The organism is Chryseobacterium sp. X308, from assembly GCF_020733145.1.
Lineage (GTDB): Bacteria > Bacteroidota > Bacteroidia > Flavobacteriales > Weeksellaceae > Chryseobacterium > Chryseobacterium cupriresistens.
This window is the reverse complement of record NZ_JAJFZH010000005.1, coordinates 93,080-118,087: the sequence shown is the minus strand read 5'-3', so window position 1 is coordinate 118,087 and position 25,008 is coordinate 93,080. Positions and strand designations below refer to the sequence as shown.

The 25,008-nt window shown below is 38.3% G+C and carries 18 protein-coding genes; 7 read left to right on the top strand and 11 right to left on the bottom strand.

Going from position 1 to position 25,008, the window contains the following annotated elements:
* Positions 1–11: 11 nt before the first annotated feature.
* Together LIV57_RS07590 and LIV57_RS07585 are read left to right on the top strand one after the other, a co-directional pair.
* Positions 12–2,183: a S9 family peptidase gene (locus LIV57_RS07590; RefSeq protein WP_227942139.1), complete on the top strand. Its 2,172-nt coding sequence runs from the start codon at positions 12–14 to the stop codon at positions 2,181–2,183.
* A gap of 280 nt (positions 2,184–2,463) precedes the next feature.
* Positions 2,464–3,069, top strand: a complete 606-nt coding sequence (locus LIV57_RS07585) for a DNA-3-methyladenine glycosylase (RefSeq protein WP_227942138.1) — start codon at positions 2,464–2,466, stop codon at positions 3,067–3,069.
* 203 nt (positions 3,070–3,272) lie between these two features.
* On the opposite strand, the gene LIV57_RS07580 is transcribed toward LIV57_RS07585, so the two are convergent.
* From LIV57_RS07580 to LIV57_RS07555, 6 genes are all read right to left on the bottom strand, one after another.
* Entirely contained in the window at positions 3,273–3,701 is a 429-nt protein-coding gene (locus tag LIV57_RS07580) for a hypothetical protein (protein ID WP_227942137.1), read from the bottom strand.
* 184 nt (positions 3,702–3,885) lie between these two features.
* On the bottom strand, positions 3,886–4,587 hold the full coding sequence (locus tag LIV57_RS07575) for a LytR/AlgR family response regulator transcription factor (protein ID WP_227942136.1): 702 nt from the start codon (positions 4,585–4,587) through the stop codon (positions 3,886–3,888).
* Entirely contained in the window at positions 4,568–5,605 is a 1,038-nt protein-coding gene (locus LIV57_RS07570) for a sensor histidine kinase (protein ID WP_227942135.1), read from the bottom strand. Before LIV57_RS07570 ends, LIV57_RS07575 begins: the two co-directional genes overlap by 20 nt.
* A gap of 169 nt (positions 5,606–5,774) precedes the next feature.
* Positions 5,775–6,170 carry a DoxX family protein gene (locus tag LIV57_RS07565; RefSeq protein ID WP_227942134.1) on the bottom strand — a complete coding sequence of 132 codons (396 nt, stop codon included), beginning with the start codon at positions 6,168–6,170 and terminating at the stop codon, positions 5,775–5,777.
* A 362-nt stretch (positions 6,171–6,532) separates the two neighbouring features.
* Positions 6,533–7,036 (bottom strand): TlpA family protein disulfide reductase, encoded by a 504-nt coding sequence (locus LIV57_RS07560; RefSeq protein WP_227942133.1) that lies wholly within the window; start codon positions 7,034–7,036, stop codon positions 6,533–6,535.
* 1 nt (position 7,037) lies between these two features.
* Positions 7,038–7,466 (bottom strand): rhodanese-like domain-containing protein, encoded by a 429-nt coding sequence (locus tag LIV57_RS07555; protein WP_227942132.1) that lies wholly within the window; start codon positions 7,464–7,466, stop codon positions 7,038–7,040.
* A 150-nt stretch (positions 7,467–7,616) separates the two neighbouring features.
* On the opposite strand from LIV57_RS07555, the gene LIV57_RS07550 reads away from it, so the two are divergent.
* Positions 7,617–9,284 carry an FAD-binding dehydrogenase gene (locus LIV57_RS07550; protein ID WP_227942131.1) on the top strand — a complete coding sequence of 556 codons (1,668 nt, stop codon included), beginning with the start codon at positions 7,617–7,619 and terminating at the stop codon, positions 9,282–9,284.
* Between the two features lie 11 nt (positions 9,285–9,295).
* A complete protein-coding gene (locus LIV57_RS07545) occupies positions 9,296–10,099 on the top strand; it encodes an SDR family oxidoreductase (protein ID WP_227942130.1) in 804 nt (267 codons plus the stop codon).
* Positions 10,100–10,163: 64 nt separating this feature from the next.
* Here LIV57_RS07545 and LIV57_RS07540 read toward each other — a convergent pair whose 3' ends face one another.
* Entirely contained in the window at positions 10,164–11,153 is a 990-nt protein-coding gene (locus tag LIV57_RS07540; protein WP_227942129.1) for an aldo/keto reductase, read from the bottom strand.
* Between the two features lie 225 nt (positions 11,154–11,378).
* Here LIV57_RS07540 and LIV57_RS07535 point away from each other — a divergent pair, with 225 nt between their 5' ends.
* From LIV57_RS07535 to LIV57_RS07525, 3 genes are all read left to right on the top strand, one after another.
* Positions 11,379–12,650, top strand: coding sequence for an NAD(P)/FAD-dependent oxidoreductase (locus LIV57_RS07535; protein WP_227942128.1), 1,272 nt, complete (start codon positions 11,379–11,381; stop codon positions 12,648–12,650).
* A gap of 32 nt (positions 12,651–12,682) precedes the next feature.
* Complete coding sequence (locus tag LIV57_RS07530) at positions 12,683–13,681, top strand: SDR family oxidoreductase (RefSeq protein WP_227942127.1); 999 nt, start codon at positions 12,683–12,685, stop codon at positions 13,679–13,681.
* Positions 13,682–13,798: 117 nt separating this feature from the next.
* A complete protein-coding gene (locus LIV57_RS07525; protein ID WP_227942126.1) occupies positions 13,799–15,646 on the top strand; it encodes a chloride channel protein in 1,848 nt (615 codons plus the stop codon).
* 165 nt (positions 15,647–15,811) lie between these two features.
* Here LIV57_RS07525 and LIV57_RS07520 read toward each other — a convergent pair whose 3' ends face one another.
* The 4 genes from LIV57_RS07520 to LIV57_RS07505 all read right to left on the bottom strand — a co-directional run bounded on the left by LIV57_RS07520 (position 15,812) and on the right by LIV57_RS07505 (position 24,875).
* On the bottom strand, positions 15,812–16,756 hold the full coding sequence (locus LIV57_RS07520; protein WP_227942125.1) for an aldo/keto reductase: 945 nt from the start codon (positions 16,754–16,756) through the stop codon (positions 15,812–15,814).
* 411 nt (positions 16,757–17,167) lie between these two features.
* Positions 17,168–18,976 (bottom strand): hypothetical protein, encoded by a 1,809-nt coding sequence (locus LIV57_RS07515; RefSeq protein ID WP_227942258.1) that lies wholly within the window; start codon positions 18,974–18,976, stop codon positions 17,168–17,170.
* Between the two features lie 403 nt (positions 18,977–19,379).
* The gene (locus tag LIV57_RS07510) at positions 19,380–20,531 is read right to left on the bottom strand and encodes an efflux RND transporter periplasmic adaptor subunit (protein WP_227942124.1); all 1,152 of its coding nucleotides are present in this window, start codon (positions 20,529–20,531) and stop codon (positions 19,380–19,382) included.
* 6 nt (positions 20,532–20,537) lie between these two features.
* Entirely contained in the window at positions 20,538–24,875 is a 4,338-nt protein-coding gene (locus tag LIV57_RS07505) for a CusA/CzcA family heavy metal efflux RND transporter (protein ID WP_227942123.1), read from the bottom strand.
* Positions 24,876–25,008 lie beyond the last annotated feature (133 nt).

Below are 25,008 nucleotides of genomic sequence, written 5' to 3'. Positions count from 1 at the left end.
AAATTATATTTATGAAGAACATAAAAAAACTAACAGCTATTGCATTGTATTTCCTGTGTTTGTCACCATTGGCGGCACAGAAGACACAATGGACTCCCGATGGCAATGCTTATTATTCATTTACTAAAAAAGGGGTTGAAATTGTTGATCTATTGCATCCCGGAAAAGATCAGACGCTCTTAAACAGTAGTGAACTGATTCCTGCCGGAAGTTCCAATGCTCTGCAGGTACAGAGTTTTCACGTATCTCCTGATGGAAAAAGCCTGTTGCTATTTGCCGATACCAAAAAAGTATGGAGGGATAATACCCGTGGAGATTACTGGATTTTCGACAAAAACACAAAAAAACTGCTCCAGCTTGGAAAAGGTTTGCCGGCTTCATCGTTAATGTTTGCAAAATATTCACCTGACGGAAAAAAAGTAGCTTATGTTTCTAAGCATAATATCTATATTGAGGATCTTGCAAATAATCAGATCAGTAAAATTACGAATGATGGTACCGACAGAATGATCAATGGTACTTTTGACTGGGCATATGAAGAAGAATTCGGAACGCAGGATGGTTTCAGATGGTCTCCGGACGGCAGGAAAATTGCCTACTGGAAGATGGATGCCCGAAGTACTAAGAATTTCCTGATGATCAATAATACGGACAGTCTGTATTCGTTTACCGTTCCTGTAGAATATCCGAAAGTTGGAGAAAATCCTTCAGGATGCAGCATCTGGTTTTATGATCTGGCTTCCCAATCAACAAAAAAGGCTGATATAGCAGGTGATGAAGTACAAAACTATATTCCCAGAATGGAATGGGTGCTGGATTCCAGATCGGTCATTCTTCAGCAGCTGAACAGAAAACAGAATCAAAGTAAAATTATTGTTGCTGATGCGGATTCCGGAAGCAGCAAAACCATTCATACAGAAACAGATGCAGCATGGATTGACATAAAATCCCGATGGAATGATAATGATCCAAGCGGCTGGGACTGGATTGAAAATGGAAAAGAATTTTTATGGCTCTCTGAAAAAGATGGATGGAGACATATTTATAAAATAGATATGAGCGGTAAAGAAACATTGATCACAAAAGATGCTTTCGATGTTATCAAACCTGAATTTTTTGATGTTCCCAATAAACTGATCTACTTTTTGGCTTCTCCAGATAACGCCACTCAGAAATATCTGTATAAAGTAAGTATGAAAGGTGGAAAAGCTCAAAAAGTAACGCCTGAAGCCTTTAATGGTTCTAACCAATATACGATTTCACCCAATGGAAAAATCGCTATGTTTACCAATAACAGTGTGAATGCCATTTCCATTGGATCTGTGATATCGCTTCCCGATCATAAAGAACTGGTTGCTGCCAAAAGATCTGCAAAAGCCGACCCGGCAAGATCTAAAGCAGAATTCTTCCAGATTACAACACAGGATGGTGTTACAATGGACGGCTGGGTAGTAAAACCTAAAAATTTTGATCCCAATAAAAAGTATCCTGTTGTTTTTACAGTGTATGGAGAACCGGGATCACAAACCGTTACCGATAACTTCTACACAGGCTGGAATTATTTATATACAGGTGATATGGCAGAAGACGGCTATTTATACGTTTCCCTTGAAAACCGTGGAACTCCTTCTCCAAAAGGACGGGAATGGAGAAAATCTATTTACCGGAAAATAGGACAGCTCAATATCCGTGATCAGGCAATGGGAGCTAAAGCTTTATTCGCAAAATGGCCTTATATCGATACTTCAAGAGTTGCCGTATGGGGCTGGAGCGGCGGAGGTTCTTCTACCCTGAACCTTTTAGGACAATATCCTGATATTTACCAGACAGGAATTGCAATTGCACCCGTTGCCAATCAATTATTCTATGATAATATCTACCAGGAACGCTATATGGGTCTCCCACAGGAAAACAGAGAAGATTTTGTCAACGGTTCTCCGCTGGCCTATGCTAAAAACTTAAAAGGAAATCTTCTGCTGGTTCACGGAACGGGAGATGATAATGTACACTACCAGAATACGGAAGTATATATTAATGAACTGGTAAAATATAACAAACAGTTTCAGCTGATGTCTTATCCTAACCGTACCCATTCTATTGATGAAGGAGAAGGAACATCACTGCATCTTGCTACCATGTTTACAAAATACCTGAAAGAACACTGCCCTCCGGGAGCAAGATAAAATAATGAAAGTCTCACATGGATGTGGGACTTTTTTATTTTCAATACATTTGATGCCAATAAAAATTCCCCGGATTACTCCAGGGAAAATAAGTGTCAAAACCTATAATTTTTTATAGTGGTGTGAAATGATGTACCTGGAAAACAACAATGGATGTGCCAAATTACTCACTGTTTTATGAAATCTGACTTTTTGTGGTACCTTTTTAATTTCAGCTTCGTATTCTTCTGTTTTTACAGGATTATCATTACATTTGAATGAATAATTTCCAACATCATTCATGAAACTACCACTCTCCTACTATTCCAATCAGGATGTTCTTTTTCTGGCCCGGGATCTTTTGGGAAAAGTACTTTTTACAGAGTTCAATGGTGAAAAAACAGCAGGAATCATTATAGAAACAGAAGCTTATTTTGGCGTGATAGATAAAGCTTCCCATGCCTATGGCGGCAGACGGACAGACCGTACTGAAACGCTCTACAGCCATGGCGGAGTTTCTTATGTTTATCTATGCTATGGAATTCACCATCTTTTTAATGTAGTAACATCCGTGGAAGATGAGCCTCATGCAGTACTCATCAGAGCTGTTGAACCTCTGGTAGGAAAAGAAATTATGGAGCATAGAAGAAATATGCCTGCCTCTAAACCTGCTATTTCTGCAGGTCCCGGATCAGCTGCCAAAGCGTTAGGTATTGACCGGTCCTTTAACAAAAAAGAGCTCACCGGTCATGAAATCTGGATTGAAGATCACGGTATTTCTTATCCTCCGCATGACATTATTGCAGGTCCCCGGATAGGTGTTGCCTATGCGCAGGAGGATGCGCTTTTACCCTGGCGCTTTTTTGTGAAAGGAAATAAATATGTGAGTAAACCTAATAAAGCTTAGTGAAACAGAAATTATTTTTATACAATAATTCAGACTTCTTTTTTTGCAGGGTTACATAATTTATGAGATTGATTATTGCATTACTCATTGAAGTAAGTGTTGTAGGGCTAAACTTTAATCAAAAAAAAATTGGCTTAAGACATGAGTCATAAGCCAAAACATTATTCAACATTCGAATAATAAACCAACCACATTTTATTGTATTATTGCTTTTCGCCTTCAAAATAAAAAGCTACCTCATTTTCGGATGCTTTCTGAGTGCTGATCTGAAGTGATTTTGATGAAATCATGTAGTTAAAACTACCCTGGCTGTCATTGCCCGAAACACTTACTCCGGCAGAATTGGTAACATTGAAGGTTTTAGAGGTTGCTGCTGAATACGCTTCACCTGATTTAGGCTGTACTTTAACATAGGAATCACCTGTCTTTGAAACATTAACTATTGCATTGTAATAATCTTGCCCCTGGATTTTCATGGTACCCTTGAATACTCCTGTTGCTACTTCAATGCCATGTGAGCCGGGAGCCGGATCATCATCATCATCACTGTTTTTACAGCTGAAGAAAATACTTCCTAAAGCCAACATTAAAAAGAATCTGCTCATTAGTTTTGAAATTCCGATTATTTTCATAATTCAAATATTTATTATTTACAGTTTCAAAGATGTACAAATGAATATGAACCGGAAAAAAATAGCTATAAATGGGCAATTTTTATCTACCAACTTCTTTTTGAGAAAAGTCTGTATTGCAAATACAGGTTTAATAATGGACGAAAAAATAAAATAATAAGGATATTAAATTAAAATACTCATACTAAAGCTCTATCAATGGTTTATAAGTTCTCCCCACCGGAAGCTTTTTTCCATTGATCTGAATAATATTGGCAGATTTTACTTCTATTTTTGACCGGGAAATAATATAGGACTTATGGATACGGGTAAACATTTTGGGGTTTAAAGCTTCTTCTATTTTACTGATGGGCATTTTAAAAGTGAGAGTCTCCGTTTTTGTATGAATATTAATGTATTCTCTTAAACTTTCGATGTAAATAATATCCTGGAGAATAATTTTAACCTTCTTTTTACCACTGTTCAGAAATATAAAATCACGTTCAGAAACTTCGAGTAATGCATCTTCTGCTTCCATTAAATGCTTGAATTTATCAATAGCAGTCAGAAAGCGGTCATAGGGAATGGGTTTCATCAGATAATCCGTGATATCAAGCTCATAGCCTTCTACTGCATATTGATGATACGCTGTTGTAACAATTACAAAAGGAGGATTTTTTACTTTCCTTAGAAAATCAAAGCCTTTTACTACCGGAAGATGAAGATCAAGAAACATTAAATCTACATCATGAATACTTAAAAGACTGCTGGCATATACTGCATCTGCACATTTTCCTACCAGATTCAATTCCTGATCCCGTAATATAAAATTTTCAAGAATTTCTGCTGCAATAGGTTCGTCTTCTACGATAATGCAATTGTATTTTTTAGAGGCTGATGGTGTCATGAAAATCAATGGTTAAAGTTACAGTATAGCGGTTGCTCTTATCTTCCACGGAAAGCGTATGTTTTGGATAAAGAAGTTCAAGCTGTCTCCGGATATTTTTCAGGCCTATTTTTGTGGAATTTTCATGAGATTTTTCCTGTCTGGAATTTTCTACAAGGTAAGTAAGATTTCCGTTCTTTAAATGAATATCAACGGTAATAAATGCTTCTCCCAGGCTTTCGGAAACGCCATGTTTAAAGGCATTTTCTACAAACTGTATCAATATCAGGGGTGAAATTTCCTGTGAAGAATTATCAATATCTTCAGCAAAATTCACAGTCAGCTGACGGTGTCGGATCTTCTGAATCTGTATAAAATCTTTAATATTTTCAATATCCTTGGCTATAGAAATGTTTTTTTCTGCAGCTTCATAAATATTATACCGCATTACTTTGGAAAGCTGGAGGATAACATCGGGAGTTTCGTCTGCTTTTTTAAGAGCCATTCCGTAGATATTATTGAGGGTATTGAAAAGAAAATGGGGATTGATCTGTGCTTTCAGCATGGTAAGTTCCTGATCCAGTTTTTCAGACTTTAACTGAGAGATCTGTTCTTTGAGTATATTTTTCTGCCGGGTAATTTCAACCCCGAAAATAAGACCTGTCATAAAAATAAGATCCATAAAAGAATTGAAAGCCACATAACCATTGATAAATCCGGAAACCTGCTTGCCGTCCAATGTTTCAATAACACCGTAAATATCAGGATATATGATAAAATGTGTTACGAACCGGTGGCCAAAAACAGCTGCTGTTACAATGAAAATATAGAGAATATATTTAAAAACAAATGTAAGATTAACCTTTTCATATACATACAGCAACACATAGGCTAACGGAATTTTAACCAAAAAATAACAGAGTTCCAGCATAAGGGCATTCTGAAGCCTTATTTGCCATTTGAAATCAGGAAACTGATACCTGGACCAGTAAAAGTCAAGGTAAACTTCCAGCGTATAATACAAGATCCAAAAAAGCAAATGAATCCGCCATTTAGATTGACTGTCTGATTTCAAGCTGATGATGATTTAAAAGTACAAAGTACGATTTGTTAACCCAAATATAAACATATAAGTCTATCAAATGAAGCCAAAAATCTACAAACTGTTTCTTCTGAATCATCTTACGTGGCAAAGATTCTGGAATAGGTTAACTCTTATTTTTATTCATAAAATGTAAAGAAACTTCAGGGTACATAAGATTGAAAAAGCAGAAGATCAGCAGTACATTGAATTCGATCCCATTGGTTCCGCCTCCTACTACAAACCAACCATTTTGCCAGTGAACATAATAAATCCCGAAAATGAAAATGAGAATATTACAGACCGCTACAGGCTTGATACATTGGTCAATCCAGAGTAAAGGCACTGATAAAAGATGAGTCAGTTTTATGGCCCATGCTATATAAATTCCTGCAGGGCTGAAACCCAATCTGTCCAGATACGCATGTCCAAAATCATTCACATCCCCACTGAAAATAGAAATCACACTATGCATCAGTAATATCACTGAAAGTGCCAAACGAAGGTAAAAACTCTTTTTCATAGAAACAAAATTAGTATGCGAAAACATACACTTATCATTTTGTATATCAACAACTTTGAAAAAGGTATAAAAGTTTTAGTTTCAGCACAGATTGTAATTTTTATTGTTGAGATCTATTGTATGCAATATTAAATCTTTTTAATATTTCAATATAAAGTGATTTAATAAATACAATTTAGTATATTTACATTCAGATAAGACATAATAATGAATTCCCTCATAATCAGTAATCTGTCTTCATAAGATATTTTACATGGTTATAAAACGATTCTAAGACACAAATGCTTCTATCTTTTTCAACTAAAAAGAGTGGTACAACAACTTACCACTCTTTTATATTATAACCGGAAAAATAACTTGTTTTAATTCTGTATCAAATTTTTCTTAATAAAGTGTTCCAGTTCCTGGCCATGAAGGTTTTTAGCTATAATCGTTCCCTGTCCGTCAATAATAACATTAAAGGGAAGCTCATCTACTTCATACAGCTTTGCTACAGGGCTTTTCCAGAATTTTAAATCGCTGATCTGTATCCAGTTGATTTGAAACCTGTCGATTGCTTTCTGCCAGCTTTCCTTATTCTTGTCTAAAGAAACGCCCACTATTTCAAACTGATTTTTTTTAACCTGCCCGGAATAGCTATCATACATTGTTTTCAGTTGAGGTTGTTCTTCTACGCAGGGTGCGCACCAGGTTGCCCAGAAGTCGATCAGAACCAGTTTCCCTTTTAATGCTGAAAGAGAAAATGAAGTTCCATCTGCCTTTGTCATTGTTATTTCAGGAGCTTTCTTCCCTACTTCTATGGTGTTCTGGGCAGAAATATATCCTGAAAACAGTATGAAAAATAATATTGTTAAAGAGTTTTTCATATTAATCATTTGTAGGATAATTTTTATCCAGCCAATCTGTTTTGATGTTTTTCGGAAGATTTAAAAGCTTTGCATTTTTGAAGCCCATTTCCATTAACAATGCAAATGCAGGACGGATATTAGGACATTTTACAAAAGGACAGCAGCCGCAATAGATCACAATTTCTCTGTTCTTAGGAATATCTTTAAGATAATTTCTCAGTTTTTCCAGATTTTCAGGTTCATGAGTCGGTCCGATGTCTACAGAACCTTTCACAATAGCTTCAGGTCCTACTGAAATGATGACCAGATCTTTTGTTTTTTGATTTTCAATTCTGGAAGCCAGTAACGCCGGATCCATCAGCTGGCTGTCTTTCCATGGATCCTGTTTTTGCTGTGCCTGACTGAATATGGAACAAACCAGGCAGGTAATGATAAACAAATACTTCATTCTTCTATTTTTCACAAAGATAAGTTGAAAAGTTCAGAGTTCAGGGCTGATTACTCAAAGCAGGGTTATTTAAATTTTTAATTTTAAACCCGATTCCGAATAATTTTATACATTTATCTAACGTATTGTTGAATCAAAACACGCTTAACAATGGAAGAAAAATTCCAGCCTGATACAATTATTATCGGAACCGGACTGGCAGGGCTTACCGCGGCGATGGAAATTACCAATGCCGGAAAAAAAGTATTGCTTCTGGATCAGGAAACAGAGCAGAATATCGGCGGACAGGCATTCTGGTCCTTTGGAGGATTATTTCTGATTAATTCTCCCCAGCAAAGAAGAATGGGAATCAAAGATTCTTATGAGCTGGCACTGCAGGATTGGAAAGGTACCGCTGGTTTTGACCGTCCGGAAGATTACTGGCCCCGCCAGTGGGCTGAAGCTTATCTGAAATTTGCTGCCGGTGAAAAGTATGATTACATTTCCAAACTGGGAATCAGGCTGATGTTTATGGTGGGCTGGGCAGAGCGTGGCGATGGTTCGGCAACGGGCCATGGAAATTCCGTACCCCGTTTTCATGTGAGCTGGGGAACAGGCACAGGCGTGGTAAAACCCTTTGTAGAAAAAGCTTACAAAGCTCAGGAAAAAGGACTGCTTCAGATGAAATTCAGACACCGGGTAACTGAATTGATAGAGGAAGACGGCAAAATTAAAGGCCTTAAAGGAGATATTCTGGAAAATGATAACCAGGAAAGAGGTGCTGCAACGAACAGGAATATCATCTCTGCATTTGAGTATACAGCTCCTAATATCATCATTGCTTCAGGAGGAATTGGTGCCAATCATGAGCTGGTAAGAAAAAACTGGCCGGAAAGATTGGGAAAAGCACCTGAAAATATGGTCTGTGGTGTTCCTGCTTATGTGGATGGAAAAATGATAGGCATTGCAGAACATGCCGGAGCTCATATCATCAATCCGGACAGGATGTGGCACTATACGGAAGGGTTACAAAACTGGAATCCTATCTGGCCCGATCACGGAATCCGCATATTGCCCGGGCCTTCATCATTATGGTTTGATGCAAAAGGAAAACGTCTCCCCGCTCCTTTTCTTCCCGGTTTTGATACATTGGGAACTTTACAGTATATCCAGGAAACCGGATTTTCTTATTCCTGGTTTATTCTTACCCAGAAAATTATTAAAAAAGAATTTGCTCTTTCAGGTTCGGAACAGAATCCGGATATCACCAATAAAGATTATGTTCTTTTTCTGAAAAGGATTTTTGGTAAAAAGGCTCCGGGACCGGTAGAGGCTTTTAAAGAGCACGGAAAAGACTTTATTGTATCAGATAACCTGGAAGATCTGGTTAAAAGAATGAATGAACTGGCAGGAAATAATCTCCTTAAATATGAAAAGATAAAATCACAGATTGAAGCCAGAGACCGCGAACTCAACAATAAATTTTCAAAAGATACCCAGATAAATTATATCCGGAACACCCGGAATTACTTAGGAGATAAACTCGGGCGTGTAGCGGCTCCCCACAAAATTTTAGATCCTGAAAACGGACCTTTGATTGCTGTACGTCTTAATATTTTAACCCGTAAAACGTTAGGCGGAATAAAAACCAATCTGAATGGTCAGGTGCTGAGAGAGGATGACAGTATTATTGAAGGACTCTATGCTGCCGGAGAAGCTGCAGGCTTTGGCGGCGGCGGAATGCATGGCTACAGAGCTCTGGAAGGAACATTTTTAGGAGGCTGCATCTTCTCCGGAATGAAAGCGGGAAAATATATTGCGGACTTTAAAACTAAATAATAGTATTGAACATGAGCAGTTATTTTGATCATAAAGTCATTTGGATCACAGGTGCATCGTCAGGCATTGGAGAAGCTTTAGTGAAAGAGCTTTCCAGGAACAGCAATGCAAAAATTATTCTTTCTTCCAGAAAAGAAGAACAGCTTTATTCCGTGGCTGAAAATGCCGGCCTAAGTACAGATCGGTATGCGGTCATTCCTTTAGATCTTAAAAATTATAAAGAAATGCCAGCCATTGCAGCGAAGGCAGCTGAGAAGTTTGGAAAGATTGATATTCTGATTAATAATGCCGGATTGTCACAACGGTCGTTAGCCATGGAAACAGATATTGAAGTGGACAAACAACTAATCGATACTGATTATATCGGAACTGTAGCACTTACTAAAGCAGTTGTACCTTATATGATTGAAAATAAAGGAGGACAGATTGCTGTTGTATCCAGTCTTATGGGAATTTTTGGAGCCCCTATGAGAAGCGGATATGCAGGTGCAAAACATGCTTTACACGGTTTTTTTGATGCGTTGCGGGCAGAATTATTCAGCCAGAATATTAAGATTACGATGATCTGCCCGGGTTTTATACAGACCGATATTTCTATTAATGCAGTCACCGGAGATGGTTCATTACAGGGCACAATGGATGATGCTACGAAGAATGGCATGCCTGTAGATATCTTCGCGAAAAAAATGCTTTATGCCATAGAGAAACAGAAAAGACAGAAAGCGATAGGCGGTAAAGAAGTGATGGCTGTTTACCTAAAACGATTTTTTCCAGGCTTGTTGGCAAAAATAATCCGTAAAGCGAAGGTAGTATAAAGAAAAGCCCGATTCAGGAAAGAATCGGACCTTTGAGTTAATTAACGATAATGGTTACCTTTATTTACCCAGGAACCTGCGCCTTTTCATAAATCAGTCCCTCATTTTTTAATTCTTTCCAGAATTCGGCAGGAATATTGGTTTGCAAGGCATTCATATTATCTTTCACCTGCTCAGGCTGGCTAGCACCGGGAATAATGGAAGCGAATTCATCAGCGGCCAGTACAAAATGCAGTGCGGCATCAATAAGGCTTATATTGTATTTTTCGGCAATGGAAGTCATCCTGGCTCGCTTTTCATGCATTCCTTTCGGAATTACATCTTTATAATTATAGCGTTCTCTTCCTGCTATATAGCCTGAATTGTACCCTGCTCCCGAAACCAGTTTTACCCCTGCTTTTTTCACTGCAGGAAGAAGACGGTCCACAGCATCTTCATGCTCCAGAATAGAATATTGCGTGGCCGACAGACAGATATCAGGATCAGCAGATTCAATACAGTCTAAAATAGGTTCTATTTTATTAACACCCATTCCCCATGCCTTTATAATTCCCTGACTGCGAAGTTCAGAAAGAATTTTAAAAGCTCCGTTTATTGCCTGTTTCAGAAAATAAGGATAACGGTCCCCTACCTGATCTTCAGACAGATCATGAATATAAACAATATCAATATGACTCAATCCGGTTCTTTCCAGGCTGTCTTCAATGGATTTTTCTACGGCGTCGGCCGTATAATCATGGAAGAAGTCGTAGTTAAGTGGTTTTTTCCACATCGTTGGAGGAACTTCAGATTCCGGAACCTGTTGAAAAAGTCTCCCTACTTTGGTTGAGAAAATAAAATCATCTCTGTCCTGATTTTTAAGAAAATCTCCGAATCTCCGCTCACTTTTGGTTAATCCGTACCATGGAGACGTATCATAATACCGGATTCCGGTTTCCCAGGCTGTCTGTAGAATTTCCTGAGCCTGTTCATCCGTAATGTTTTCAAAAGCTGTTCCTATTGCTACACCCCCTATTCCCAGCCGGTGCTTTTCTGTTAAAATGTCTGATTTCATATGTTGAATATTTAAAGTGTTGGATGATTTTTACAGTACAAACATCATGCTGCCCTCCATAGAAATGTTAAAAAGGAAATTGTAATTAAACACTGAAATCCGTACCAGCTGCCGGAACAATAACTATTTCAGCATTTTGAATATTATGTTAAATATTTATTTCGCAGCTCCTTTGGTCTTGTTATTGAATGAATTTCAGTACACCATTTGAAATAATCACATACTATGAAAAAGCATATTCTAATCGTAGGAGGAGGATTTGCGGGCATCAACCTTATCAAATCTCTCAGAAATGATAAAAGGTTCAGAATAACTCTGGTTGATAAAAACAATTATCATTTTTTCCCGCCACTTATCTATCAGGTAGCTACTTCGTTTATAGAAGCTTCCAATATCAGTTATCCTTTCAGAAAACTGTTTTCAAACAATAAAAATGTGAAGTTTCACATGGGCAGCCTGGTTAGGGTAAATCCTGAAAATAAGACCATAGAAACTGATACGGGAATCCTCAGTTATGATTATCTGGTACTGGCATTAGGGACAGAGTCCAATTTTTTCGGAATGGAAAATGTAAAGAGATGTTCGCTTCCGATGAAAAATATAGAGGAAGCCCTCTATCTGAGGAATCATATTCTGCTGACTCTGGAAGAAGCCGCTAGAAATAAAGACATTAAAGAAGCCGAGAAACTTCAGAATATCGTGATTGCCGGAGGCGGACCTACAGGAGTAGAACTGGCAGGAATGCTTGCGGAAATGGGAAAATATATTGCCCAGAAAGAATATCCGGAAATCAAACTGGGACTTTCCAATCTTTATCTTATTGATGCTTTACCTACTTTACTTTCGCCTATGAGTCAGCTGGCCCAGAAAACGGCCTATGAGAAGCTGAAAGAATTAGGTGTGAAAATCCTTTTGAATGTATCTGTAAAAGATTATAAAGACTGTAAAGTCATTCTCAGCGACGGAAATTCTATTGAAACAGAAACCCTGATCTGGACTTCCGGAGTCATTGGAAAAGAAATCCCCGGCCTGCCGGAAGAAACTATCGGGAAAGGCAGACGAATATTGGTGGATGACTATAATAAAGTAACCGGAACTACCAATATTTATGCATTGGGAGACATATGTCTGATGCTGACAGAAGAAAAATATCCCAAAGGACATCCTCAGCTGGCTCAGGTTGCCATTCAGCAGGCTAAAAATCTCGCTTCCAATTTTAAACGGATAGAAGACGGAAAAGTCCTGGAACAATTCCGGTACAATGATAAAGGAAGTATGGCCATCATATCAAAATACAACGCGGTAGTAGATCTTCCGAAGCATTCTTTTAATGGATTTACAGCGTGGCTCACATGGCTTTTCATTCACATCATTCCTCTGGTAGGGTTTAAAAATAAAATTCAGCTGGCCATGGACTGGTTCCGGCTATTCATCACCAATAACCCATCCATCAGGCTTATTCTCTTTCCGAAAAGAAATACAGGAAACGGGTCATGATAAAAAAACAAAACACTTAAATCTATCATATTATGAAAAATCAAAGAAGGCCTCCGTTTTTTGGAGAAACAGTCGTCATCACCGGTGCTTCAAGCGGAGTTGGTAAGGCTACGGCAGAAGCTTTTGCCGAACAGGGAGCTGATCTGGTATTGGCAGCAAGAGGAGAGGAAGCACTTATAGAAACCGCAGAATTATGCAGAAAACTGGGAGCTACAGTGATTGCTGTTCCTACCGATACTTCCGTTGCAGAAGATGTTCAGAATCTTGTCAGAGAAGCTTTGGAATTCAGCGGGAAAATTGATTATTGGGTGAATAATGCCGGAGTGCTTGCATTTGGAAAGTTTGAAGAAATTCCGGTAGATATCAGCGATCAGATTGTGAAAACCAACCTTTTGGGGTATATGCATTCGGCACATGCAGTGCTTCCTGTTTTTAAAAAGCAGAAAAAAGGAGTCTTACTGAATAATATCTCTATTGGCGGATGGATGCCGGCACCTTATGGAACAGCCTATACGGCCTCGAAATTTGGCGTTCGCGGAATGGTAGAAACCCTGCAGGGTGAAGTTTCAGATTTTCCTGATATTCATATTTGTGCGCTTTATCCCGGTTTTCAGAAATCATCAGGAATAGAACATGCTGCCAATTATTCAGGAATAAAGCTCAGCACACCTCCTCCATCGTTTGATCCTCGTAAACTGGCAGCTTCAATTGTAAAAACAGCTAAAAATCCAACTGAAGCCTCTTATCCGGACTGGTCAGCTGTTGTTTTTAAAAATTTATATGAAATGTTTCCGGGAATCATCCGTTATGTATCTTCTGCAGGAATGAGAATGATAATGAAGAAAGCCAATAAGGCAGAAAATACAGGTGGAAATGTCCGCCAATCTTCCTCAGGAAATATGGGAATTGATGGGAAAACACTATTATCTGTTTCTAAAAAACCTTTGATCCTGGCAGGAGCAGGAATCATTGGAGCATTGGCTGTTGGGCTTATTTTTTCAGGAAAAGCAAAAGAAATAAGAGAAGATTAATAGAAATAAACAGTCATCGCTATAGTTTGAAAAAGGCTCTTTACTATATTTTTTGTGATATATTTCATAAATTTACAGAACTGTATCAATCTGATGATAGTGTAAAATATTTCGACGGTGAAAATTCACAACAAAAAAAAGTACCTCAGTTTCCTTAAATTTAAAAGAGATTTCCAGAAATACGGACTGGAAAAAGCACGCAGTTATGAGCTTATTCTGCATTGGCTGAACAACAGACTGAGCAGAAACCAATTTCTTGTTCTTTCCGGAATTCTGGTAGGCTGCACGGCGGGTCTGGCGGGAGTTATCCTGAAAACGCTGGTACACAATATTCATTATTTCATTACCAATAAAGTTCATTTTGAATATCAGATTTTATTCTATATTGTTTTTCCTTTCTTAGGAATCGTTCTGACAACGATGATTGTTCTTACCTTGTTTAAAGGTCAGGATCGTAAAGGAATCGGGGCTATTTTATACGAAATTGCACAGAATTCCAGTATTGTGGCTTCTGTTAAAATGTATTCCCAGGTAATACAAAGTGCTGTTACCGTAGGATTGGGAGGTTCTGCAGGATTGGAAAGCCCTATTGCCGTTACCGGAGCTGCTATCGGTTCCAACTATGCACAAACCTACAGGTTAAGTTATAAAGAACGTACGTTGTTACTGGCTGCCGGAGCTACTGCCGGGATTGCGTCTGCTTTCAATGCTCCTATTGCAGGGATTATGTTTGCCTTTGAAATTCTTTTAACCGGAGTGGTTTTTACGGATTTCATTCCGTTGGTTGTAGCTGCGGTTTGCGGAAGTCTTTTATCAAGGATTTTACTTCAGGAAGATGTTCTTTTCAGGTTTTATACCAGAGATCCCTTCAACTATAAAAATGTTCCGTACTATCTTATTTTAGGGATTGTTACGGGATTATATGCCCGTTATTTTGTGATTATTTCTCAAAAAGTAGAACATTTTATAAAAGGACTGCAGCTTTCGAGAATGCGTAAAGCCATGTTTGGAGGCGCCGTACTTTCCCTGTTATGCGTTCTTTTTCCACCGTTGTTTGGGGAAGGTTATGAAACGGTAAAAGCTTTTACGAATGGAAACACCTACTCCATTATTGAAAACAGTTTTTTCAGGTATTTTGAGATCGGAGACTGGACCATTATCATATTTCTTGTCCTGGTATTACTTTTAAAGGCTTTTGCCACTTCGTTTACGATTTTTAGCGGTGGAAACGGCGGTAACTTTGCTCCGTCTCTTTTTGCAGGCGGAACTCTGGGCTATCTGTTTGCCTTGGTATGCCAGCATTTAGGGTTTACAGATGTTCCGGTGACCAATCTCGTTTTGGTAGGAATGGCAGGAGCAATGAGCGGTGTTTTGTATGCTCCTCTTACTGCGATTTTCCTGATCGCTGAATCTAGCTTCGGGTATGATTTATTTATTCCTCTCATGATTGTATCCATTATATCTTATCTTATTGCCAAATGGTTTTCCCCGATTTCTCCGGAATTAAAATCACTGGCTGATGAAGGAAAAATTTTTACGAATAAACATGACAAGAACCTGCTGTTCGCTTTAAGAACTGAAGATTTTATTGATCAATATTCACAGACAATCAATGAAAATGCTTCTGTTACAGAACTGTTTGAAATGGTAAAGAACGGTAATAAAAATATTTTCGCTGTTGTGGATGAGAACAGAAAATTGAAAGGAGTTCTGACATTGGATGATATAAGGCCTTATCTTTTTAACAAAGAAATTGAAACGTCCCAGACGGTTACCCAGATCATGAAAGCTCCACCTGCCGTTCTTCACCGTGAAAATAAACCCCTGGATATTCTCCAGACCTTTGATGATACGGGAGTATGGAATCTCCCTGTAGTAAGTGAGAATAATGATTTCATCGGTTTTATCTCAAAATCTTCCATATTAATGAGCTACAGACAGCTTCTGAAAGAATATTCCGATTAATAGTAATAACAGAATATAACAATCGGAAACCTCAATTCCCCCTCCTCCCGAGGGTGGCAAAAATTCTTTGAATTTTTGACGGGGTGGTTATCATCGTCTACTCAAAAAAAAACCGTTCATTGCTGAACGGATTTAATTTTTAATCTATAATGAAAGTCGAAAAAATTAGTTGCTCGCTCTATTAAGCAGCTCAATATCTTCCTGATCGAGAACAAGTTTTGGTGCATTGAATACCGTTTCAAGCTGGGAAGCACTGGTAGCACTTACAATGGGTGCTGTAATCAGAGGATTGGATAACAGCCATGCCAGAGAAACTGTCCCCTGTGTTGTATGATGCTTTGCACTTACCTGATCCAGCGCTTTTAATACTTCCAGTCCTTTAGGATTTAAATATTTTCTTACGCCTTCACCTCTTGCACTTTTTGCCAGATCTGCTTCATCACGGTATTTACCGGTTAAGAAACCTGCTGCCAAAGACCAATAAGGAAAGACACTTAAATCAAACTGCTCTGCCAGAGGAGCATAATTTTGCTCAAAACCCTCTCTTTCCATGAGATTGTAATGAGGCTGTAACGCAACATATTTAGGAAGGTTATTCTTTTCTGCAGCTTCAAATGATGCCTTCAAACGTTCCGGTGATAAGTTGGAAGCCGCGATATAACGTACTTTTCCAGCTTTAATGATCTCATCATAAGCAGAAAGTGTTTCTTCCACGGGAGTAATATTATCGTCAAAGTGCGTATAATAAAGATCAATATGATCGGTCTGAAGTCTTTGCAGCGATTCATCTACAGACTGTAAAATATGCTTTTTGCTGATATCATAGCCATGTTCCTTTGTTTCTGAACCTACTTTGGTTGCCAGAACGATATCATTACGGTTGGAACGGCTTTTCATCCACTTTCCGATGATCTCTTCAGACTGTCCGCCTTTTCCGTTCACCCACCATGAATAGGTATCTGCAGTATCAATAAAATTGAATCCTGCTTCAGCAAAGCGGTCCAGTATATCAAAAGACTGTTTCTCGTCCAGCGTCCATCCAAAAACATTTCCTCCTAAGTTGATGGGTGCAATCGTTAAATCGGTGTTTTTGATTTTTCTTTTTTCCATAAAAATAATTTTACTAAGTGATCTCTAAGGTAGGGAATATTAAGCCTGGAAAATATTCAAAATGACCATTCCGGCCATAGTTATTATAAATGGGAATGCTGATGTTTCCAGTTTTTTTGATTAATTGAATGTGTTGGAAAAGCGCAAAGGCGCAAATAATTTAAAGCTAACTGCTTTAAGACGCAAAAATTTTATCTTCGATAAAATTGAATACTGCTTATTTTTATGTTTTTTGCAAAAAATCTATAGAATCTCTTAACATATCATTTTCTGAAAATCTTACATTGATTAAAGTTGAAATGTTCTTAGGCCTTTGCCGCTTCTAACAAAAATACATGTGATTTCATTAGTAAAAAAAATAAAAACAGCCATGTAAAAGCTGTTTTTATTATCTATCAATTAAAAATACGGTTATTTTTCAACCTGAGGAATGTCAATAGCGATAAGCTGAAGTTTGTATTCCTGTAACTGATGATGAATGGTTGACAAACCGTTGCTGAAGAATGGTGATGCTTTAAAAAGCTCATGATAATATTCGATACCCTCAAGAACATTTTTCCTGAAAGCATTCCATTTTTTTGTCTGCGAATGGGTAATCTGTGCAGTGGATTCGGTGATTTCCTTTCTCAGATAATCCACATACATTTTCAATTCATTAATAAACATATTCGGACGTTGGTTGTCTGAAAGAATATTGGAGTTTCCGTAGATATGTTTTACCATTTCCGAAAGAGAAACTTCCTTATCAAAAAAGGCAATATTCGGTCCCGGACATATGACAACGCCTTGCTTTTCCCCTTTGATTTCAAGATTCTGCTCCATGTATGCAGCATTCACAAGTCCTACACACAGACACGCTTTATTCGTAATGTCGGATTTTCTTTTATTAAATTCCTTTTCTGTAAGGGTTTCCTTATTGTCGTACAGCTCTTTGAGTTTGATATCCTGATATTTTCTGGAAGCGGTACAGGTTCCTTCGGGTGAAAATTCTTTGCTTAATGCCAGAAGTTTTTTGGGACACGAGCTTCCGTATTTACCTTTTGCTTCTTTTTCAAACTTTAATCGTTCATTGGATGTTCCTTTTACTGTATTGAAAGGCACTCCTAAAGGCGAAATATTACTCAGATAGAAATCCTGCTCTTTTGACCGTAAAAGTAAATTTCTGGTTTCTGCATCTACCGATGTTGCTTCGGGTACCAGCAAAAACGGAGAACCCCATCCTACGCTGTCCACATTATAATTCGCCAATAAAAACCCATGTTCTTCAGCAGTTCCTACTCCACCCTGAACGGTAATTTTCATTTCTAAAGGTTCGGAAACTACATACTTTCCTTTTTGTTCCAAAGCAGCTGTCATTAAGGCGTGAGCTGATTGTATCAGATCGTTTTTTTTCTGCTTGAATTCTTCCATGATAGGCCCGAGAAGCATTCCTTCAGTGGCAAAAGCGTGACCTCCGCAATTCAATCCGGATTCTATTCTGTATTCGGAAACCCATAATCCTTTTTTGGCCAGAAAGTTCCCCTGAATCATTGCAGAACGGAAATCGCTTACTTTAAGGATAATTTTCTTTTTGATGTTTCCGTTTTCGTCCGGGAAAAAATCATCAAACTCCTCCATATAGCTATACAAACGGGGATTCATCCCTGCAGAAAGAACCATTGATGATGATAATTTGCTTTTGGCAAATCCTCGCAGTGAGGCATGAGCATCGTTATACATCACAGGAAGCTGTTCATTATTCTGATAGTTGTCTTTATCTACTTTCGTCATGATATTGACATCAATACTTCCCGGTTTTAAATTCGATTCAATGAAGTTTTTAATATTGGAACTCCAGTTATCTTTTTGATTGATAAGATTTTGAAGGCTGTTTTTGAGGTCTGATGTATTCGGAAGCATAGCCATGAATTCCTTCAAAGCTTCCTTGTTTTTGCTGATTTCCTGTTTGAAAGATTCAAATTTTTCATTCACGATATCATCTACCATATCCAGATAAGCGGTAACTCTTTTTGCTCTGTAATCTTCTGTTTTTGTTGAGATTCCGAAATAGTCAAGATTGAACTTTTTGTTGTAAAAGTTCTTCATTTTTTCCAGGATTTCATCATCAATAATAGAGATGACGGAAGAAATTCCATACTGGGCAACACGAATCGGGCTGTCTATGGTATAAGCCAGTCCCATTACCGGAATATGGAAATTGTGCAAAGGTTTTTGTGTCATAAAGTTTTGATAAAGTTTTTTATTGTTCATCTAAAAATCCTTTACAACTATTCACTTCCTAAAAATATTATTTTAAAATGAATTATGCGTTAAATAGTATTTTAATTATTGAAAACATGTCAAATGTCATTTTTTTAAATTGTTTGAAATAAAAAAGATCAGCTGAATAACTGATCTTTTCTTCTTGTCTGTTTTATTCTAACCGCAAAAGTCACAAAAGTTTTTGACACTTAACTTCTTTTCATAAGAACCTTGCTTAAGCTTAATAAGTACACCTAAGTTTTTGAAAATCTTTGATTTTCGCTTATGTGAAATTTTTCTACATCATTATTTTTCAGCTTAGTTAAGTGGGCTAAAGTTTTACAAAATAAAAGCTTTTGTGTCTTTTGTGGTTTCACTTTACTTATTCTGCTTTGTTTTTAAGCATCATCAGAAGACTGTAAGCCCCTTTCTGCACAATTTTCTTATCCTTTAAAGCATCGGCTTTTACAATCTCCGTAAACTGATCGTCAGAAATTCCGGTCACTACTGGAATCACTTTGTAATTGGATTTTCCAAGGTCTTCAAAAACATAATTTTTGTTTTCAAAAGAAACGATCGCTTCGTTGGGAAGTCCCTGGGTGTAACGGCCGCTGATATTGACTTCAGCATTTACATACATGCCTTTTACAAATTCCCTGTTCACAGAAGATAATCTGGCAATGGCGGTTGCAGAACCACCGTTTTCGATACTGGGAACTACGCTGACAATTTTTGCATTGGATTTCACATCCGGATTCTGATTGTTGTACACCAAAATTTCCTGACCCACTTTTACATCATTCACATCATTTTCAAAAACCTTCAACTCTAAAAGTAACCCTGCCGGATTGATCAGCTCAAATAAAGTATCTGCAGGGTTGATATATTGCCCGTTATTCACCAGAATTTTGCTTACAAAACCTGTAAAAGGAGCATAGATATTGATTTTACTTCTGATATTTCCGGTACTCAGGCCTTTGGCATTGATTCCGATGATTCTCAGCTTTTCCTCAAGACCTTTTAAGGTAGCATTCAAAGTAGAATACTCTGCCTGGGCAGTTTGTAGGGTTTTGTCACTGCTGGCTTTGCTTGTATTCAAATCTTTCTGACGGTTGAAATTCAATCTTGCCGCTTCGAGCTGAGCTTTGGTAACCAGATAATCCTGCTGTAATTGTATAAACTGAGGGTCTTCTACTACTGCAAGCACTTGTCCTTTGCTGAAATGACTTCCATTGATCACATTGATAGACTTGATATGTCCACCCATAATACTGGAAACCAAACTGATGTGAGATGGTGCAATTTCTGCCTTTCCATTTAATTTCACCAGTTTTTCCATATTCCTGTTCTGAATACTGGTTGTTGTTAACCCTACAGACTGAATCTGTTTTTCTGTAAGATGAACGGAATTTTTGTCGTTCTTGGAAAATTGGGTGTTTTCGTAAACTGTTTTTTCTTCGTCTTTTTTACCGGAACATGAAGATAAAGTAAGGATGAAAGCAAGGCTGTATAGTGATATATTCTTGAAATGCATGATGTATTATTTTGAAATTAGGAATTGAAGTTCGGCTCCCGTTTGATTAAGCTTTTCCAGCTGATCAATATAATCTGCTTTGGTTTTTACGGCCTGATTCACCAGTATGACCCAATCCAGATAATCTATTTCCCCCACTTCCATCTGTTTCTGAGCCGTTTTTAGAATAGTTTCAGACTTTGGAAGCTGTTTTTGTTCATAATTTTCGATGATCTGTTGTTGGTTCATGTAGTTATTCAACTGTTGTTTCAATCTGTTTTTAAGCTCAATTTCTTTTCTCTGATACTGATTTTCGGAGATGGCAATTTTTGCCTGTGCTGCCTTTGCCAAAGCTCTCTGTCCTTTGGTGAACAGTGGAATTCCTACGCCCACCTGAACTGAATTGAAACGATTGTTATTGATGTTTTTCATACTCTGATTGGTGTATCCTATAAGAAGATCCGGAAGCAATCTGCTTTTCTCAAGCTGTACTTCGGCCTCACCTACTTTAATCTGCTGCTGCAGATATTGAAGCTCAGGATGCTGTTTTACCATTTCTTCTGAAATCTGAAGTCCGATATTCACAGTGGGGCGATCGGCAACTGGTTGGTACGGAACCTCTGACTGAAGTAATAACTGAAGCTGAAGCTTTGCAATATTCAGGTCGTTTTCTAACGTATTCAACTGTACATTGATCTGTTCTTTCTGGATTTCAGCGGTGGATTCTTCCAGAATATTGGCTTCTCCCTTTTTTAATCTTAATCCTGCTTTGTCTGCAAAATTATTGTAAAGCTGGCTGATGTATTCAAGCACTTTTTTCTTTTCCTGAAGCACCAGTATCCTGTAGAAAACGTCTGTCACTTCCTTGGTAAGCTGTGTTTTAGTAAGATTCTGACTGATGACACTGGCAGACCATTCGGCATCCAGCATTTGTTTTCTTTTTGAATACACCGTAGGAAAACTGAATCTCTGTGAGATCCCGAATGAATTATCGGTTTCTTCTCCCTGAATTTGCCCAAATCCTCCGGTAATTTCTGTCTGTGGAATATCCAGATAACTGGCTTTCAGTTTTTCCTGATAATCTGAGACTAATTTTGAATTTTTAAGAGTACCATTCTGCTGGTATGCTTTTTCCAAAGCCTGTTCATAAGTGATATTTTCCTGAGCCTGATAAGTTCCAAAGGATATTAACAATATGAAAACAGACAATTTTTTATAGTTGGTTTTTTTTGAGAATTTCATTTTATCTTTATTAATATGTTCAAACAGGACGTATAAAATTGGAAGGACAAACAAGGTTAAAAGGGTGGCAAGCATCAATCCTCCGATCACCACCGTTGCCAAAGGTCTCTGTACTTCTGCTCCTGCACCGTTGCTGATTGCCATGGGAAGGAATCCGAGAGAAGCCACAAAAGCCGTCATTAAGACCGGGCGAAGCCTGATTTTTGTGCCTATGAGTACAATTCTGCTGGTGTTGTTTATTCCGTTCTTTTTCAATCGGTTAAATTCTGATATCAAAACAATTCCATTAAGTACTGCAACTCCAAATAAAGCAATAAATCCTACCCCGGCGCTGATGCTGAAAGGCATTCCTCTCAACGCCAGAAAGTACACACCTCCTATCGCAGATAATGGAATCGCAGTATAGATTAACAAACTGTGTTTTACTGAACCGAAAGCAAAGAATAGTAACAGGAAAATCATCACCAACGAAATAGGAACAGCGATTCCCAATCTGGCCTTGGCTTCATTTAAGTTTTCAAAAGCACCTCCATAAGAAATGGTATATCCCGGTGATAGTTTCAGGTCCTTACCTGCTTTTTGCTGAAGTTCTTCCACAATACTCTGAACATCCCTTCCTCTTACATTAAAACCTACAATAATCCTTCTTTTGGTATCTTCCCTCTGAATCTGGTTCGGACTGTTTCTAAGTTCCACTTTCGCCAATTGTGACAAGGGAATCTGTTCTCCTGAAGAAGTAGGAACCAAAAGATTCTGAATGCTGGTAATATCTTTTTTATGCTCATTATCCATTCGGACAACGATATCAAACTTTTTCTCGCCTTCATACAAAGCACCTGCGGTCTGCCCTGCAAAAGCCATATTGATCACCCTGTTGATTTCTGCCACCGAAATATTATACCGGGACAGTTCCGAACGGTTATAATCAATCACAACCTGCGGAGCGCCTACTACCGGTTCAATATAAAGATCCTGGGCACCTTTTACGGTGTTGATGATGCTTCCCATCTTTTTTGCATAGGTGGCAAGGCTGTCCAGGTCTTCACCATAAATCTTGCAGACCACATCCTGTCTTGCTCCGGTCATCAGCTCATTGAAACGCATCTGTACAGGAAACTGAAAACTGGTTGTCAGTCCCGGAATAACGCTTAATGCTTTGCTCATTTTGTCAGAAAGCTCAGAAAATGATGTTGCAGAGGTCCATTCCTTTTTAGGCTTTAAAACAATGATCATATCTCCGGAATCCATTGCCATCGGTTCCGTGGGAATTTCTGCACTTCCAATTTTCATGACCACTTTTTGTACTTCTGGAAACTGTGTTAAAAGGATATTCGCTGCCTGAGTGGTCGCTTTTTTGGTTTCATTAATATTACTTCCCTGAAGAATTCTCATTTCGACGGCAAAATCACCTTCTTCCAGAGAGGGAATGAATTCTCCACCCATCCTGGAAAGGGTAACAACAGCACCGGCAAACAGGACTAATACACCAATGATGATAGTTTTTCTGAATTTAAGCGCTTTCATCAGAAGTCTCTGGTGCCCGGTTTCCACCTTGCTCATCACACGGTCTGAAATAGTCTCTTTTTCTTTTTTCTTTCTGCTTAATACCAGAGCGCTCATCATTGGAATATAAGTCAGGGAAAGTATAAATGCTCCGATCAGGGCAAAGGCAACGGTCTGAGCCATAGGCTTGAACATTTTGCCCTCAATTCCCTGAAGGGTAAAAATCGGAAGATATACAATTAAGATGATGATCTGTCCGAAAACCGCACTGTTAACCATTTTAGTTGCAGAGCCTGAAACCTGATCATCCATTTCTTTTTTGCTGAGCATATTATCTTTTCCAAAATGCTTCTTATGCGCAAGCTGATGCAGTACGGCTTCCACAATAATAACGGCTCCATCCACAATAAGACCGAAATCCAGCGCACCGAGACTCATCAGATTTCCTCCTACCCCGAAAATATTCATCATAATAATGGCAAAAAGCATGGCCAAAGGAATAACTGATGCTACCAGTAATCCAGCTCTGAAATTCCCCAGAAATAAAACCAGAATAAAAACCACAATCAAAGCCCCTTCCATCAGGTTTGTTTTTACAGTGCTGATCGTATTGTTTACCATTTTAGCACGGTCAAGAAAAGGCTCAATTACGACTCCTTCCGGTAATGATTCCTGGATTTTTTCCAGTCTTTGTTTAATATTTCCGATCACGACATTGGCATTTTCTCCTTTCAGCATCAGGACAATTGCTCCTGATACTTCTCCTGTATCATTATAGGTCATGGCGCCATACCTTGTTGCATAACCGATCTTGACAGACGCTACATCTTTGATATGTACCGGAATACCTTCTTTGGTTTCTGCCACCTGAATATTTCCAATATCTTCTGTACTTCCCAGCAGCCCTTCGCTGCGGATAAACAGAACGGTTTCTTTCTTTTCAATATAAGCCCCTCCGGTATTCTGATTGTTTTTTTCGAGAGCTGCAAAAACATCATTGATATTGATATTAAATGCCTGTAACTGATTAGGATTGATGGCAATCTCATACTGTTTCAGTTTTCCTCCGAAGCTGCTGACATCAGCTACCCCTTTTGTTCCCAAAAGCTGTCTTCGGACTACCCAGTCCTGGATCGTTCTGAGCTCCGTTTCATCATATACATTTTCGTAGCCCTTTTTGGCTCTTACCACATATTGGAAAATCTCTCCCAATCCGGTTGAAATAGGACCTAATTCCGGCTTACCGATTCCGGCAGGAATATTGTCCTGAACAAGTTGTAAACGCTCCTGAACCTGCTGTCGGGCCCAATACACGTCAGTCTTATCATCAAAAACTACCGTCACCAATGACAGTCCGAAGCGTGAAAAGCTTCTCAATTCTGTGATTCCGCTGATATTGCTGGTAGCCTGTTCAATTGGAAATGTAACCAGACGTTCTATATCTGCTGCACCATATGAAGGAGCAGTCGTAATGATCTGAACCTGATTATTGGTGATGTCCGGCTGGGCATCAATGGGAAGTTTAGTGGTTTCATAAACTCCAAAAAGGAGGAGAGCCACTGTAAGCAGAGCAATGATGAGTTTATTCTTTACAGAAAACTCAATAATTTTATTTAACATGGAAAAACGATTAATGGTAATCCGGAATGCTTTATAAAAGCTGAAATTCTACCAAAACTTAAAGTATCAAAATAAACGTTTGTAACTTCTCAGGTAAGGGTTAAGCATTAATACAATGCATTACGAATTAATT

Bases quoted from the DNA above. Each gene is read 5' to 3' on its own strand.
- LIV57_RS07590 (WP_227942139.1), top strand. From the start codon at position 12: ATGAAGAACATAAAAAAACTAACAGCTATTGCATTGTATTTCCTGTGT.
- LIV57_RS07585 (WP_227942138.1), top strand. From the start codon at position 2,464: ATGAAACTACCACTCTCCTACTATTCCAATCAGGATGTTCTTTTTCTG.
- LIV57_RS07580 (WP_227942137.1), bottom strand. From the start codon at position 3,701: ATGAAAATAATCGGAATTTCAAAACTAATGAGCAGATTCTTTTTAATG.
- LIV57_RS07575 (WP_227942136.1), bottom strand. From the start codon at position 4,587: ATGACACCATCAGCCTCTAAAAAATACAATTGCATTATCGTAGAAGAC.
- LIV57_RS07565 (WP_227942134.1), bottom strand. From the start codon at position 6,170: ATGAAAAAGAGTTTTTACCTTCGTTTGGCACTTTCAGTGATATTACTG.
- LIV57_RS07560 (WP_227942133.1), bottom strand. From the start codon at position 7,036: ATGAAAAACTCTTTAACAATATTATTTTTCATACTGTTTTCAGGATAT.
- LIV57_RS07555 (WP_227942132.1), bottom strand. From the start codon at position 7,466: ATGAAGTATTTGTTTATCATTACCTGCCTGGTTTGTTCCATATTCAGT.
- LIV57_RS07550 (WP_227942131.1), top strand. From the start codon at position 7,617: ATGGAAGAAAAATTCCAGCCTGATACAATTATTATCGGAACCGGACTG.
- LIV57_RS07545 (WP_227942130.1), top strand. From the start codon at position 9,296: ATGAGCAGTTATTTTGATCATAAAGTCATTTGGATCACAGGTGCATCG.
- LIV57_RS07540 (WP_227942129.1), bottom strand. From the start codon at position 11,153: ATGAAATCAGACATTTTAACAGAAAAGCACCGGCTGGGAATAGGGGGT.
- LIV57_RS07535 (WP_227942128.1), top strand. From the start codon at position 11,379: ATGAAAAAGCATATTCTAATCGTAGGAGGAGGATTTGCGGGCATCAAC.
- LIV57_RS07530 (WP_227942127.1), top strand. From the start codon at position 12,683: ATGAAAAATCAAAGAAGGCCTCCGTTTTTTGGAGAAACAGTCGTCATC.
- LIV57_RS07520 (WP_227942125.1), bottom strand. From the start codon at position 16,756: ATGGAAAAAAGAAAAATCAAAAACACCGATTTAACGATTGCACCCATC.
- LIV57_RS07515 (WP_227942258.1), bottom strand. From the start codon at position 18,976: ATGACACAAAAACCTTTGCACAATTTCCATATTCCGGTAATGGGACTG.
- LIV57_RS07510 (WP_227942124.1), bottom strand. From the start codon at position 20,531: ATGCATTTCAAGAATATATCACTATACAGCCTTGCTTTCATCCTTACT.
- LIV57_RS07505 (WP_227942123.1), bottom strand. From the start codon at position 24,875: ATGTTAAATAAAATTATTGAGTTTTCTGTAAAGAATAAACTCATCATT.